This window comes from Runella rosea, from assembly GCF_003325355.1.
Taxonomy (GTDB): Bacteria; Bacteroidota; Bacteroidia; order Cytophagales; family Spirosomataceae; genus Runella; species Runella rosea.
Genome location: NZ_CP030850.1, coordinates 1,218,995 through 1,233,321, shown reverse-complemented (window position 1 = coordinate 1,233,321; position 14,327 = coordinate 1,218,995). Strand labels below are relative to the sequence as shown.

Here is a 14,327-nt window from a genome sequence, read left to right as displayed (position 1 = left end):
TGGAAAAACCTGTACATCAATTTTAAAAAAAATTGGACAAAAGTTGACCGATAACGATTAACGAATTACTTCAATATGGCATTTTTGAAAGGAAAGTATCGCAAATCCATTATTTTATTTTGGCAATTGGCCACCGTTGTGATAGGAGGGGCTGTTTTATATATAAGCGCCGTTTATTTTAATTTCTTTTGGCTTTTTGGCGGAATGCCCGATTTGAAAGCCATCGAAAACCCTGAGAGTCAGGTTGCTTCTGAAATTCTTACGGCCGATGGACAGACACTTTCTAAGTATTTTATCGAAAATCGTACACCTGTTGAGTTTGACCAGCTTTCGCCTAATATCGTCAAAGCCCTTATTGCGACGGAAGATGCCCGTTTTGTAAAACACTCAGGTATTGACCCACGCTCGATGTTTCGGGTGTTGAAAGGTGTTGCTTCAAGTGAGCAAGGAACCACTGGTGGAGGAAGTACGCTGACCCAACAATTGGCCAAGAACCTGTTTCAAACCCGAAGCGATAAATATAAAGGAGCTTTGGGAGATCTTCCTCTCATCAAAACCGTCATTGCCAAAACCAAAGAATGGATACTGTCGGTGAGGTTGGAGCGTAATTATACCAAACAGGAAATCATGACGATGTACCTCAACACCGTTTCGTTTGGTAACAATGCCGACGGGATTAAGACCGCGTCAAGAACATATTTTAAGAAAGAACCCTGGAATCTGGATTTGACCGAGGCGGCCTTGTTGGTAGGGATGTTGCAGAACCCTTCCCGTTTCAACCCGCGTGTATTTAAAGAAAGGGCCCTGGAGCGCAGGAATGTGGTGATGGGCCAAATGGTCAAATACGGTTTTCTGACGCAGGAGGCATTTTATGTGAATAAATTAAAACCCTTGGGTTTGAATTTTAACATTGAAAACCACAACACTGGTCCTGCCCCTTATTTTAGAGAAGTATTGCGCGATTGGATGAAGACGTGGCTTGCCCAGTATAATCAAGAGAACGGGACTGAGTATGATTTGTATACTGATGGACTACGGATATATACAACCCTTGATTCTCGGATGCAGGACTATGCCGAGCAGGCCGCTGAGCAACACATGAAAGACCAGCAAGCTAAGTTTTTCAATCATTTTAAAGAGCTCAAAATGAATCCGTGGGTGGTAAAAGGCACCAACGGAGGTTACGTACCTGACCCCAATTTTGAAAGAAGAGCCGTAAAACGCAGTTGGCGGTACCGTGAATTAAAACGTACTTTGGGAGAAGATGAAGAAAAAATATGGGCTGAATTGCGTAAACCCATCAAAATGAAGGTGTTTTCGTGGCGAGGCGATCGGGATACCATCATGAGTCCGCTGGATTCTATTAAGTACTATAACAAGTTTTTGCGCATCGGAATGGTCTCGATGGACCCGCGTAACGGCGACGTGAAAGCATGGGTTGGCGGAATTAATTATAAGCATTTTAAGTACGACCAAGTGTATCAGGGCAAGCGCCAACCAGGCTCCACTTTTAAACCATTTGTGTATTGCTCCGCCATTAACGAAAACTACGTTACCCCCTGCGAAACCATCATGGATCATCAGGTTTGCATTGGAGATTGGTGTCCTAAGAATTCAACGGGGTCTTTTTCGGGTCAAATGCTGACATTGCGGCAAGCATTGGCAAAGTCAGTTAACTCCATTAGTGCATACTTGATGAGTAGAGTCGGTCCTCGGAAGGTGGTGGAATATGCTCATAAACTGGGGATTACGAGCCCGCTACCCGAAAATGATGTAACAATTTGTTTGGGAACCCCTAACGTTTCGGTGTACGAAATGGTGAATGCGTATTGCACTTTTGCCAATAGCGGCAAACATGTTGACCCACGTTTTGTAACCCGTATTGAAGATAAAGATGGGCGTTTGTTGGCGGAGTTTCCGCCGAATGAAAAAGAAGTAATTAGCCCAAGCATTGCCTACCAAATGTTGTTTGTAATGCGCGGTGCCGTGGAAGACCCTTGGGGAACGGCGCAACGTCTGCGGACGCAGTACAAATTGGCAGATAATAACGAGATTGCTGCCAAAACGGGAACGACTTCCGATTATACTGATGGCTGGTTTATGGGGGTTACTCCTAATTTGGTCACGGGCGTTTGGGTAGGTGGCGAAGATAACCACGTTCACTTTACCTCAATGGCACTTGGGCAGGGGGCGCGGATAGCCATGCCTGCGTGGGGATTGTACATGCAAAAAGTCTACGCCGATCCAGATTTGGCTGGAAACGATCGCTCTCCGTATCGTCGTGACCGATTCAATAAACCAGACGGAATGGACGTAAACATCGGATGCGGCGGGGTGAAAATTGACACGATGAATACCTATTTACGTCCGAAAGTAACCGACGACGAAAGTATATTATTTTAGGAATGAGAAGTCAGGAGTGAAAATGTAGAAATTACGTTCGTGCTCTTGACTTCTCACTTTCTACTGCTCCCTTTAAACGATGAAATTTTTGCTTGCACCCGATAAATTCCGTGGTTCCTTGACGGCTTATGAAGTATGTCAGGCCATGAGAGACGGTATTCGTGAAGTGATTCCAGAAGCTGAAATCGTGGTGCTTCCTATGGCAGACGGAGGGGAAGGAACCGCCGAGATTCTGACGCTCAATGCGGGAGGTAAAATGCATACTGCCTTTGTTTCCGATCCATTGGGGCGCAGCATTGAAGCAGATTACGGGCTTTCTGCCGATGGTCAAACGGCATACATTGAAATGGCTACTGCTTCTGGATTGCGCTTACTTCACTCAGATGAGCGTAATCCTCTCAAAACCACAACATTTGGTTCTGGTCAACTTATTCTGGAGGCTTCTGAAAAAGGAGCACGTCATATCATTCTCGGCATTGGTGGTAGCGCTACTACCGACGGCGGCATTGGCATGGCGGCAGCTTTGGGGTGGCAGTTTTTGGATGTCAATGGCATTGGTTTATCCCCCAATGGCGAAAGTTTAACCAAAATTCATCAAATAAATCCGCCCCAACATTTACCCGAAATAACGGTTGAAGTAGCTTGTGATGTAACAGCTCCGCTTTTCGGACCAGACGGCGCGGCACACGTATATGCGCCTCAGAAGGGGGCAGATGCGGCGATGGTAGCGCAACTAGAACTCGGGTTGCAGCATTTAGCAGGGGTCGTAAAACGTGATTTTGACGTAGATATAGCCCACGTTGCGGGCACGGGAGCGGCAGGTGGTTTGGGATTTGGGGCATTATTTTTTCTGAATGCTACCCTGAAAGAAGGGGTTAAAATTGTGATGGAACAGACCCATTTTGAATCACATTTGACCGATACCGATTTGGTGTTAACGGGGGAAGGAAAAATTGATGAACAAACATTGCAAGGGAAACTCATCGCAGGAATTGCGGGTGCTGCTCAAAAGCGCGGCATTCCCGTAGCAGCGCTATGCGGGGCGTTGATGGTGTCTCCTGCCGACCTAGCGCATTTGGGGATTTCGTACGCCACTTCTATTTTGCCCCGTCCGATGAGTCTCCAAGAAGCAATACCCTATGCTTATGAAGGAGTCAAAAACAGTACCCATTATCTCATAAAACTACTGAATCAAGTCAAAAAATAGCCCACAAAATGATAAATTTGCTTAAAAACACCATTGGACGTCTTCGAATCATCGGCTTTTTAGAAGGTATTTCTTTTCTGGTACTTCTCTTCATCGCCATGCCTTTAAAATACATAGCGGGCCAGCCAATGGCCGTAAAAATCACTGGCATGGCCCACGGAGTGCTGTTTGTATTGTATATTTTGTACGTTGTAATGGCCGCCGTCGAATACAGTTGGTCGATAAAAAAATCGGTACTGGCTTTTATTGCTTCGTTGGTTCCTTTCGGGACTTTTTGGGCGGATGCGAAATTGTTTCGCTAATCGTACTTACTTTATTTTGATTCTTCTAGTAATCGACGAATGCGGTTGGAAAGTTCGGTATTCTGGTAAATTCCACCAAATTGTTGGGATTGAGGGCCGTAGGCATACACTGGAACCATGATGGCAGAGTGGCCTTTAGAACCAAAATTTCCTTTAATCATGCCTTCCGATTCACTACCACCTGTAATGCTCATGGCCCCCGTTTCGTGGTCGGCGGTGACAATGACGAGCGTTTGGCCGTCTTCATCGGCAAAACGTAGCGCTTCTCCCACCGCCTGGTCAAAATCCAGCACCTCATTGACCACATAACCTGTATTATTGGCGTGGCCAGCGTAGTCGATTTGTGCTCCTTCGGCCATGATAAAAAAGCCCTTTTTTGCCGTTTTCTGGAAGTGACTGATGCTTTCTTTTACCGTTAATGGTAGAAAATTGCCACGCCCTTTTTCAATTGACAGTGTGGCTTGGTCATCCAAAACGACGAATTTTTCAGCTTTATTCTGGTTGGTTATTTCTGCATATTTACGAATAACATCGTACTGGCGCGCTTTGAGTGAATCTCCGAGATTAGCTTTGTCTTTGCGCTCAAAAAAGTATTTGGCCCCGCCACCCGCCAAAATATCCAAGGGCTCTTTCAGGAAATCGGCGGCGATTTCTTCCTGCATACTACGCTTGGGCTGATGGGCATAAAAAACCGCAGGGGTTGCATCCGTGATGGGGCCTGACGAAATAACGGCGCATTTTTTTCCTTTTTGTTTAGCCGTTACGGTCAGCGAAGGACGGGCTACCAAGGTGGCATCCATGCCAATGGTCCCGTTTTTGGTTTTATATCCCGTGGCCAAGGCGGTGCCCGCGGCGGCCGAGTCGGTGATGAATGTTTCAGCGGGTTGGGTTTGCATTAAACCAAGATGTCTAAACAACGCCATGTGCAGCTGTCCGTGATTGGCAATCATACCAGTGTGCATTTGGGCAAGACCCATGCCGTCGCCAATCAAAAAAATGATGTTTTTGGGCGTTTTGTTGCTACCGTCACTTTTATAGGAGGGTTGGTAAGGCGTATAAGCGGGAACTGTGTTGGTATATTGGCTATCGGCAGGTTTTGTACTTTTAAAATAATTTGCCAGTGCCTGTGGGGCATCGGTTCCAATCCAATCAACGCCTACCGCCATCAGTTCTTTCCAAACTGCCTCATTGTCAGGTGTTCCCCAGAAACGAACTTTTTTTCCTTTTTGATGGGCACGATTGACCAACTCAACCAATCTTTCCCGGTCTTCTTTGGGAAATAAACCAACACCTGTCCAACGAGAAACGGTACTGAAAGGAGCACTGAACAATGGCACACGGGCCAAGGCGGCGTCAGAATATGTTTCTTCAAATCGCCCGTCAAACGAAACCCAAGAGGGGTATTTCCCAAAATCATTAGGTGAAGGCATGTTGCCGCTGATAACCACTTTGACAGATTTGTTATCCCCAAAAACGTACGGAAAACGGTTTAGGTGATTGACCAATGTTTCTAGGGTAGGTCCAGCGGAGGTCTTTAGGTCAATCAATAATTGTAAGGGATAGATTTTTCCCTCACGATGCTGCGCGGCGAGCGGCTGCAAATACAAGGCATGAAAGGTGCGCTCAGGCTTGATTTCATCAGGATGGTGCGCTACCATCAGTTCACCGTCTTTAAGAAAAACATCGGCTTCGATGGCCCCACATTGGAGGTTGTAAGCGCCGAAAAAAGGATTGGCCTGAGCATAATCGTTGTGCGAGTGTGCATTGGCGGGAGTGTACGTAATTTGGCTATGGCTTTGCAGAATGGCAAATACAGCGACAAGGACTGGTAAAAAAAAACGTTTCATAAAAATGGTTAGAATCAATGATAGAAAACACCTTAATGGTATTTTTACTGTGTTTTTTCTAAAAAGTAACGGCGTCAGGAAAGGGAGTGTTGCGAAACTCTTGCGTGTCATACGCGTCATTTTGGGGTTTGGGGCGGACTACAGCGTGGTTTTGACGCCAACTCCACTTGCGTTTCCAATGATCATTTGAGGTGGTAAATTTATACTTTAATGGTGATTTCATAGCGTTCTTTTTGACCGCAAAACAACACTTTTACCGTGTCTTCAAGATGAAGCTCCCGTTATGTTTTTGTAAAATAGGGTGAGTAAATGATTGAAAAATGAAAAAAAACGAATGTCCGTGTATCGATGTGGTCGCTCCGTTTCTATCTTTGTTCCATGCAAAATCCGCAAGCCAATAATCCCCTTCATGGCATCACCCTTGAAATGATGCTGAATCACCTGGTTGCTCATTATGGGTGGGAAACCATGAGTGAGTACGTCAATATTCGTTGTTTTCAATACGACCCAAGCATCAAATCTAGCCTAGCATTTCTTCGAAAAACGCCTTGGGCGCGGGCTAAAGTGGAACAACTGTATTTGATGAGTCTGAATGATTAAATAATTAACGCTTACGTCCCAAACCGAATTGGTCGCCTATTTGCACGGGTTTTTGACCGTTGAAGTGAACTTCAATCATTTTTTCGCTGTGGACTCCCTGTCCGTTTTCTCCTTGGAGCGTCGTAATGATTTTGTGCGTGGCGACATCGATGATTTCTCCCGTGGAAGGGTAGGCGTGTTTCCCATCCAAACTGAACGTAATCCAGCCTGGTTGGTCACGTAAGGATAGGCTACCGATTTGGCGGGAAGGCATGACCGTGGCATCAAAAAAGTGGACTTGTTGGTTGGCACCGTCTACGACCCAAACTTCCTTTTCGTCGGGTGTAAGTCCGACACCATGGCTGGGGCACCCGTGGCGTTTGACGGGGCCTTTCTGCACCCCACTGACTACAACGCGATGCAGCATTTTACCCGTTTTGAGGTCGCCGATTTCAAAACCCAGCAAATCGTTGACATTTACAAAACACAACGTTTGTTTTCCATTGACGGTAAAAGGACGAATAGACGCACTGAATGGGCCAACTTGACGGGTTTCAGTGGGTTTTTGGGCATTCACCACGGTTAAGTAAGGCGAGCGTAAGCCCGCCAAATAGACCTCTTTTCCGTTCAATCCGAAAACAGTGTTGTGAGCGCCTGAATTGAGGACAATCTTCTGTTTTACGTCACCCGTAGCGGCATCTACCACCGACCAATAGTCTTTTTCAAACGTAGGTAGGTAAATCGTTTTGCCGTCGGGAGAGATGGCCATGCGGTCGCAGCCTTCGTCGTATTTACGTTCCCATTTTACTTTTTCGGTCGTTAAATCAATGCATTGCAAGGTGGTGATTGTACTGATATAGATGCTGTTGGTGGCCAAACTCGCACAAATTCCTTTTACGTTTATGGGTTTGCCTTCCGCGTCTAACCCCGCCGTAGGAATGCGTTTGACAAACTGATAATTATTGTCAATATCAAAGACCACTAAACCATGTCCGCCGTATTCGAGGTAATTTCGTATGCCGGGCGTTGCTACGTAGAGGTAGCGTTTGATGGCTTTTTCTTCTTGCTTTTTCTTGGGAATGGTATGGGTAAAAAGGGCAATGACCCCTAAAGACAAGGTCAATAGCAAAAGCCGGAATCGAAGCTTTTTCATAGTAGTATTTGGGGATGCAAAGGGCGTTCGTGCCCTTTTAGAGAAAAGGTGCAAAGACGATTTTTATAACTATTCCCAAAAACATACGAGATGACCTTAACGTCCTAAACCTTGTAGGTTGACGACTTATTTTTGGGTCAAACCCAAGTTAGAAGGAAGGCCGTCGAGGCTGATTAAATTATTTTTCTGTACGTATTCGGCTAATCCACTTTTCCCTTTCTTCTCCGCCCAATCAAAATGGATGCTTCGCTCTCCTTTATACTCAAATTCGGGTACACCAAACCCACAAGAGGTTTGAACCAAGTTAATATCAGCCACAATTATCTGGCGCGTACTTGGATAAAGCGTAAAATGGGGGGCGTAAGTTGCCCAATCGTCGGAGGATGGCAAAACGGTAAAACCTTTTCCATAGAGCCTCAAAATGAGTGGATTATGGTCAAAAGAACAAAACATAAACGTAATACGGCCGTTTTCGAGCGTATGGGCGGAGGTTTCGTTGCCGCTGCTTATTAGATCCATGTAGGCCACTTTATTTTCTGACAAAACCCGAAAACAATCCAAACCCTTGGGCGACAGATTGATGTGTCCGTCGGGGTTGAGTGGTGCGGTACTAACAAAAAATAGGTGTTGTTTTTGAATGAAATCTTGGTGCGATTGGTGGATGGAAGGATGGAATTTTCCCATGGCAGTTGTGGTTAAATGGTTGAGTAATCAACACTCTTAGGTAAGTGTTTGGGTTCATTTTACAATAATAACGGTTACAAAGGGCAGAAAAAAACAAACCCTTGAAAACGACCTTTACAGGTATTTTCAAGGGCCAAAAAACGTATTTTAAAGCAAAGTTTAGAAGTTGGGTTTTAGCAAATATTTGGCGTAAAACTCATCAATAACGCGCACTGCTTCTTCGGCGGTATCGACCAAACTAAACAGTTTGAGGTCTTCGGGGTTGATGTTGTGTTCGGTTTCGAGCATGGTGGTTTTAATCCAATCAAGCAACCCCGACCAGTAGGCTTTACCGACCATGACGATGGGGAAACGGCCGATTTTTTTGGTTTGAATAAGCGTTAGTGCTTCAAAAAGTTCATCCAAGGTTCCAAATCCGCCCGGCATGACTACAAAACCCTGAGAATATTTGACAAACATTACTTTTCTGACAAAAAAGAAATCGAAATTGATGTTTTTATCGGGGTCAATGTACAAATTACTGTGTTGTTCAAAGGGGAGAATGATGTTTAAGCCTACCGATTTTCCGCCTTGTTCAAAAGCTCCTTTGCTTCCTGCTTCCATAATCCCAGGACCACCGCCCGTAATCACTCCGTAGCCGTGGCGTACGAGTTTAGCGGCGATTTCTTCGGCGATTTTGTAATACTCATGGTCGGGTTTGGTACGGGCAGAGCCAAAAATGGAGACACACGGGCCGATTTTTGCTAATTTATCAAATCCTTCTACAAACTCGGCCAAGACTTTGAAAATTACCCATGAGTCGGCGGTTTTGATTTCATTCCAGTTTTTGTCTTCAAATGCTTCGCGAATGCGATCTTCTTCGTTCAATAATTCAGTTTCTGACATGGCATTAACTTTTTTAAAGGGTCTTTCAATTTTTGTAGTTCTTAAACAAGAAACCCAAAAACACGGAGACGGGTTGTGAAATTATTCAAGTCGGTTACCCAAGGTTTTGTACCTTTGCGATAACGGGAAACAATAACGAAAATAATTTTAATTCTAGTTCAGGTTATGGCTAAAAAAATTGCAATTGGCGGCGACCACGCCGGATTTTCCTTAAAAGAACCGCTGGTAGCGTGGCTGAAAGAGCAAGGGTATGAAGTAAAAGACTTTGGAACTTACACTGCCGACTCAGCCGACTACGCCGATTTTGCCCATCCAGTGGCTTTAGCGGTGGAAAAAGGAGAATTTGACGCTGGGGTATTGGTCTGCGGAAGCGGACAAGGCGTGGCCATTACGGCCAATAAACACCAAGGAATTCGGGCGGCATTGGTATGGGATACGCCGCTGGCGGCGCTGGCTCGTCAGCACAATGATGCAAACATCATTTGTCTACCCGCGCGGTTTATTGCCGAAGAAACGGCGTTTGAGTGCGTTACGATATTCTTAAATACCGATTTTGAAGGCGGCCGCCACGCAACGCGTGTCGGAAAAATTGCCTGCTAAAAAAAACAGAGTGATGAGGTCTTTCTAAACCTCATCACCCAATCTTCAATTGCCCCTGTGGATAATAGTGAATAATAGTTGATGACAGCGCTTCTTTTTTATCAATAAAAAAATAGCCCCCAAATCCAAATAGTCCATCTTTTTCGTACATGTTAGGTGTAAATATATACCTAAACGTCATTGATGAAGATTGTCATTTTTGGGCTTTGGCTCACCTGGGTTACCTCTAGTTTTTGCTGGGCACAATTAACCCAAACAGACACCCTTTTAGCCGATATTGGCGTAAATCAATTACCAGATTTATTACCTTCAAAAATGCTCTTCACGCAACGGGCGGTGTGGGGAAGTAGAGGGTTGGTGCGAAATTGGCGGCCACTGACCATTCAAAACAGGCAAAGTGAGCTCAAAATCAGGCGGAATATGCTAAAAATTCACCGTTTTGTGGGGCTTACTACGTTGGCAGGCATGGTAGGGCAGGGGTTTCTTGGGGCCAAGTTATACCGCAATTATTCGCCTTCTCTCAAAAATACCCATGAAAATATGGCCATGGGAATCAATATCACCTATACAACGGCGGCGCTTCTTTCACTTACGGCCCCTCCACCAATGGTACGTCGAAAGGGATTCAGTGGTGTGAAACTTCACCGTGGTTTGGCCATTTTACACCTATCGGGTATGATAGCTACCAACGTATTGGCCCATAAAATATCCGATAATCCTTCCTTAAAACCCTACCATCGGGCCGCCGCATACACCACATTTGCTGCGATGACACTGAGTGTGGTTAGTCTAAAATTTAAGTAAATAGTGTATGAAGCTTATGGCTGTTTTCATTGGTTTTTTCTTGTACTTTGGAGAAAAAACGACTTCTTCAAACGTAAAACTATTTGCGCTTCCCAGCCAGTCCTCCGTAAGTTATGAGGGTTTTCATCCATTGCACAATTGGACGGCCAAATCGAATGCAGTGGTGTGCGTAATAAATTATAATCCTGATAAACAGGAGATTGTGACGGTTGCGGCTTCTGCCAAAGTTGTTAGTTTTGACAGTAAAAATTCCAATCGTGACTCCAATGCGATGGAGAAAATAGAGGCATTACTATTCCCGAGGGTTAGTTTTACGGGGGATTCTATCGTCGCAAACGCTGGTAAAATGACCATTGTCGGAAACTTATCTTTTCATGGAGTCACTAAACAAATCAGCGTTAATGCTCAGACGTCCCTAAAAGGGAATAAAATGAAAGTGGAAGGGTCTTTTCCTGTTGACCTCAAAGAATATAATATTCTCATTCCGTCGCTTTTGGGAACGTCTATCAAGGAAGAAATCATTGTTAAGTTTACATTCGTATTTGATGTAAATCAGTGAAAAAACAAATAAGCGAGCAGAATTGCGGCAGTCACGCCTATAAAGTCGGCAATTAGACCCGCTACAATGGCATAGCGGGTTTTTTTGATGCCTACTGAGCCAAAATACAGCGCAACAATGTAAAAAGTGGTATCGGCAGAGCTTTGAAACATACACGACAATCGTCCGACGAATGAGTCTGCGCCGAACTGTTTCATGCTGTCTATCATCAGGGCCCTCGATGCGCTGCCACTGATGGGGCGCATCAATGCTACGGGCAGTGAATCAGAAAAGTCGGTATTCATCCCCGTCAATGCAATCAGGTATTTTAAGCCTTCTACCAAGTAGTTCATGACCCCCGCATTCCGGAAAGTACTGATGGCCACTAGCATTCCGACTAGGTAAGGTATGATTTTGACCGATGTTTCAAAACCAGCTTTGGCCCCATCAACAAAAGTGCCAAACAAGTCAATTTTTTTACGCAGCCCTCCGAGCAAGAAAGCTACTACAATTATTAACAAAATCAGGTTGCCGCCCACTTTTGAAATAATTTCGAGCTGTTCTTTCGTTTGCGAAGATAAATACCACAGAAGCAGCCCCAAAATCGCGGTTATCGAGCCTATCCAGCCAATAAAGATTCGATTGAATAAGTTGATACGTTGCCAAAACCCAGTAATAATTATACTGGCGACGGTGGCGATGTAGGTAGCTATCAGACACGGAATCAAAATATCGGACGGGTCTTGAGCACCCAAGATGGAGCGTTGGGCCATCACACCAAGCGGAATAATGGTCAACCCCGACGTGTGTAAGACCAAAAACATAATTTGGGCATTACTAGCGGTCTCCTTGGTAGGGTTAAGGTCTTGAAGACTTTGCATGGCCCGCAAACCAAAAGGCGTTGCGGCATTGTCAAGCCCCAGCATGTTGGCCGAAAAATTCATTATCATCTGACCGTTTGCAGGGTGGTTTTTAGGTACTTCTGGAAAAAGCTGATGAAAAAAAGGGCCAATGATTCTAGCAAGAAAGTTGATGGCGCCCGCTTTTTCTCCAATGTTAAGCAGTCCTAAAAAGAACGTCATCACCCCAGCCAAAGGTAACGCAATGTCCATCACGGCGACCTTTGCAGAGTCAAACATGCCTTCGACAATCAACTTGAAGATTTCGGTATCGCCTGAAAAAATGAATTTAATCAAAGCTACCGCAAACGAAATGAGAAAAAAGCCAATCCAGATGTAATTAAGGGCCATGGGGCGGGAGAAGGTTAGGAAACCTAAAAATATAAAAAAATCACGCAAAGACTGGATGCGGCACAAAAAAAGCCTGACTCTCCTGCGTCTTTGCGTGCGCAAAAATAAAACAAACTACTACTTACCTACCAGCTTTTTGGCAAAGCCCACCGAATGAATCAGGCCCAGCCAGGCTTTGCGTTTAAAGGCATCGTAGGTATTGGCCAATGTAAGGTAAGGGCTGAAGTTTATCGGACCGTAGTTCTCGACGATGTATTTCTCGGCATTTCTCTCGGCATTCCAGTAGGTTTCTGAGCTAGAATTGGCCTTTGTTCCACTGCCTGTCGTATCAAATGCGGCATGACGGGTATAATCTTCAAGGGTTAAATGCCGGAACGTATAGCCACGGCGGTACATATCATGCGACCAAACCGTGGCCGTATCAACGCCGCGCCATCCGCCGCCGTAGCAGCCAATGTCTCCCTGTGGAAGGGTTTCTTTGCGGTATTTATCGACGTCAATCATGGCGCAATATTCGTTAAGCCGACATTCGGGCAGGATATGAACGCGTCCTGCTTTGAGTACTCTCAATTGAATATCTTGGCGGGGTGTTGGGTATTTTTCGGCCAGGGCAATGGCCTCTTCCTGCGTCGGAACGTATTCTTCAAACTTTTTAGAATTACATTTATTGCCCCAATCTGGCCCAGCTGGGCAACTCCAGCACTGACCAATGGAGCCTACGCCTGTGAGGTTTTCAGGGCCTTTTTCAAATTCTTTCAGCATATCGCCAATCATGTCACCATAAAATAACATATCGTTGTGCATGACGCAGAGGTATTTCTTATCGGTCATTTCCAGCGGGTACTGGTACATGATGCTTTGGCGGTAGCGCGTGTCGGTTTTGGCACGCTCATAATCAGATACCCCAAGCCCTAAGAAATAATGAGGATGTTGAATGACTAACTTTACGTCGGAATTACGGAAATAATCAATAATTTTGAAGATGCCGATGTAGTCGTTGTGCGGTTGGAGACGTTCGCGGGAAAGATAAATTTTGTCAATGTGTTGACCACTGTACTTCATTAATGTTTTAATGGTAACAATTGCCTGATAAGGCTTTCCATAAAACGCAATACTGACATCTACTTTTTTACTCATTGGAAGGAGTGATTGGTTATCCGTTGGTTTTTAAACGCTTTTTTTATGAATTGAAAAAAAACGAAGTTTCAAAATTACGACGAGCGACTCATTTTGCCAAAGTATCTTGATTTTTCGTAACTTTGCTTTGTTATTAAATATTGACTCCATTGAAAGAATACGGAAGCAACGTCCAAAAATTAGCTGACTATCTCGTCGACCTGCAAGACCGCGAAAAGCGTAATCTTTATGCCCACATCTTGGTCGAATTAATGCGGCAAATTCACCCTAATATGCGTGATGGTCAGGATTATTCCCAAAAACTGTGGGATGATCTGTACATCATGACCAATTTTAAGTTAGATGTAGATAGTCCTTTTGCCCCGCCTTCACCCGAAGCGGTGGGCAAAAAACCCCTGCGTGTACCCTACAATCAGTCGAATATTCGGTATAAACAGTACGGGAAAAATTTGCTTTTGCTCGTGCAAAAAGCAATCGACTGCGAGGATAAAGAAGAAAAACTAGCTTTTATTTCGTACCTGATTCGTCAGATGCGTACATTTTATAATACTTGGAACAAAGACAACCCCGACGACAACATCGTATTTACGCAGTTGGATGAGGTCTCTGGTGGGCGTTTGAAAGAGGAGTTGGCCTATCTGCGCCAAAACGGATTGGTAGAATCTGCCCCGCGCGACAAAGGAACAAACGTGGAGCGTTACCAACGAAACCTCCAAAATAATCGCGGAAGTTTCAACAGTAATAACCCCAACCGCGAACGAAGTGGCAACACAGGCAACAATCGTAATAACAACAACAATAATCCTAATAACAATCGCAACCGAGATCGCGACCGTGACCGCGATAAGTTCAGAAGCAATAAGAACAATCGGCGACGGTAAAATTTTAGTATAAAGTAGTGAGTGCCGTGTACTGAGTTTGGTGAAATTACAACTTTA

At 44.8% G+C, this 14,327-nt stretch carries 15 protein-coding genes; 8 read left to right on the top strand and 7 right to left on the bottom strand.

Translation table 11 applies throughout. From position 1 onward, the window contains the following. The first annotated feature begins 75 nt into the window (after window positions 1–75). The 3 genes from DR864_RS05320 to DR864_RS05310 all read left to right on the top strand — a co-directional run bounded on the left by DR864_RS05320 (window position 76) and on the right by DR864_RS05310 (window position 3,912). A complete protein-coding gene (locus DR864_RS05320) occupies window positions 76–2,403 on the top strand; it encodes a penicillin-binding protein 1A (RefSeq protein ID WP_114065983.1) in 2,328 nt (775 codons plus the stop codon). Window positions 2,404–2,482: 79 nt separating this feature from the next. Beyond that, window positions 2,483–3,610: a glycerate kinase gene (locus DR864_RS05315; protein ID WP_114065982.1), complete on the top strand. Its 1,128-nt coding sequence runs from the start codon at window positions 2,483–2,485 to the stop codon at window positions 3,608–3,610. Between the two features lie 8 nt (window positions 3,611–3,618). Further along, the gene (locus DR864_RS05310; RefSeq protein ID WP_114065981.1) at window positions 3,619–3,912 is read left to right on the top strand and encodes a DUF3817 domain-containing protein; all 294 of its coding nucleotides are present in this window, start codon (window positions 3,619–3,621) and stop codon (window positions 3,910–3,912) included. 11 nt (window positions 3,913–3,923) lie between these two features. Here the strand turns inward: DR864_RS05310 and DR864_RS05305 are convergent, their stop codons facing one another. After that, entirely contained in the window at window positions 3,924–5,759 is a 1,836-nt protein-coding gene (locus DR864_RS05305) for an alkaline phosphatase (RefSeq protein WP_162793563.1), read from the bottom strand. Between the two features lie 58 nt (window positions 5,760–5,817). After that, window positions 5,818–5,982, bottom strand: a complete 165-nt coding sequence (locus DR864_RS29760) for a hypothetical protein (RefSeq protein WP_162793562.1) — start codon at window positions 5,980–5,982, stop codon at window positions 5,818–5,820. A 155-nt stretch (window positions 5,983–6,137) separates the two neighbouring features. Between DR864_RS29760 and DR864_RS05300 the strand changes: the two genes are divergently transcribed. After that, on the top strand, window positions 6,138–6,359 hold the full coding sequence (locus tag DR864_RS05300; RefSeq protein ID WP_114065979.1) for a VF530 family protein: 222 nt from the start codon (window positions 6,138–6,140) through the stop codon (window positions 6,357–6,359). A gap of 4 nt (window positions 6,360–6,363) precedes the next feature. Here the strand turns inward: DR864_RS05300 and DR864_RS05295 are convergent, their stop codons facing one another. The 3 genes from DR864_RS05295 to DR864_RS05285 form a co-directional block, all read right to left on the bottom strand. Further along, complete coding sequence (locus tag DR864_RS05295) at window positions 6,364–7,491, bottom strand: YncE family protein (protein WP_114065978.1); 1,128 nt, start codon at window positions 7,489–7,491, stop codon at window positions 6,364–6,366. Between the two features lie 126 nt (window positions 7,492–7,617). Further along, on the bottom strand, window positions 7,618–8,175 hold the full coding sequence (locus DR864_RS05290; RefSeq protein WP_114065977.1) for a pyridoxamine 5'-phosphate oxidase family protein: 558 nt from the start codon (window positions 8,173–8,175) through the stop codon (window positions 7,618–7,620). A 159-nt stretch (window positions 8,176–8,334) separates the two neighbouring features. Beyond that, complete coding sequence (locus DR864_RS05285) at window positions 8,335–9,060, bottom strand: LOG family protein (protein WP_114065976.1); 726 nt, start codon at window positions 9,058–9,060, stop codon at window positions 8,335–8,337. A 165-nt stretch (window positions 9,061–9,225) separates the two neighbouring features. Here DR864_RS05285 and rpiB point away from each other — a divergent pair, with 165 nt between their 5' ends. The 3 genes from rpiB to DR864_RS05270 all read left to right on the top strand — a co-directional run bounded on the left by rpiB (window position 9,226) and on the right by DR864_RS05270 (window position 11,023). Further along, the gene (gene rpiB, locus DR864_RS05280; protein WP_114065975.1) at window positions 9,226–9,660 is read left to right on the top strand and encodes a ribose 5-phosphate isomerase B; all 435 of its coding nucleotides are present in this window, start codon (window positions 9,226–9,228) and stop codon (window positions 9,658–9,660) included. A gap of 183 nt (window positions 9,661–9,843) precedes the next feature. Further along, window positions 9,844–10,464, top strand: coding sequence for a hypothetical protein (locus DR864_RS05275; RefSeq protein WP_114065974.1), 621 nt, complete (start codon window positions 9,844–9,846; stop codon window positions 10,462–10,464). 16 nt (window positions 10,465–10,480) lie between these two features. Then, on the top strand, window positions 10,481–11,023 hold the full coding sequence (locus tag DR864_RS05270; protein ID WP_162793561.1) for a YceI family protein: 543 nt from the start codon (window positions 10,481–10,483) through the stop codon (window positions 11,021–11,023). Here DR864_RS05270 and DR864_RS05265 read toward each other — a convergent pair. Together DR864_RS05265 and DR864_RS05260 are read right to left on the bottom strand one after the other, a co-directional pair. Continuing rightward, window positions 11,017–12,252, bottom strand: coding sequence for a spore maturation protein (locus DR864_RS05265; RefSeq protein ID WP_114065972.1), 1,236 nt, complete (start codon window positions 12,250–12,252; stop codon window positions 11,017–11,019). The genes DR864_RS05270 and DR864_RS05265 overlap by 7 nt on opposite strands. Window positions 12,253–12,369: 117 nt before the next feature. Continuing rightward, a complete protein-coding gene (locus DR864_RS05260) occupies window positions 12,370–13,389 on the bottom strand; it encodes a hypothetical protein (protein WP_114065971.1) in 1,020 nt (339 codons plus the stop codon). Window positions 13,390–13,538: 149 nt separating this feature from the next. Here DR864_RS05260 and DR864_RS05255 point away from each other — a divergent pair, with 149 nt between their 5' ends. Next, on the top strand, window positions 13,539–14,270 hold the full coding sequence (locus DR864_RS05255) for a DUF4290 domain-containing protein (RefSeq protein ID WP_114065970.1): 732 nt from the start codon (window positions 13,539–13,541) through the stop codon (window positions 14,268–14,270). Window positions 14,271–14,327: the final 57 nt, after the last annotated feature.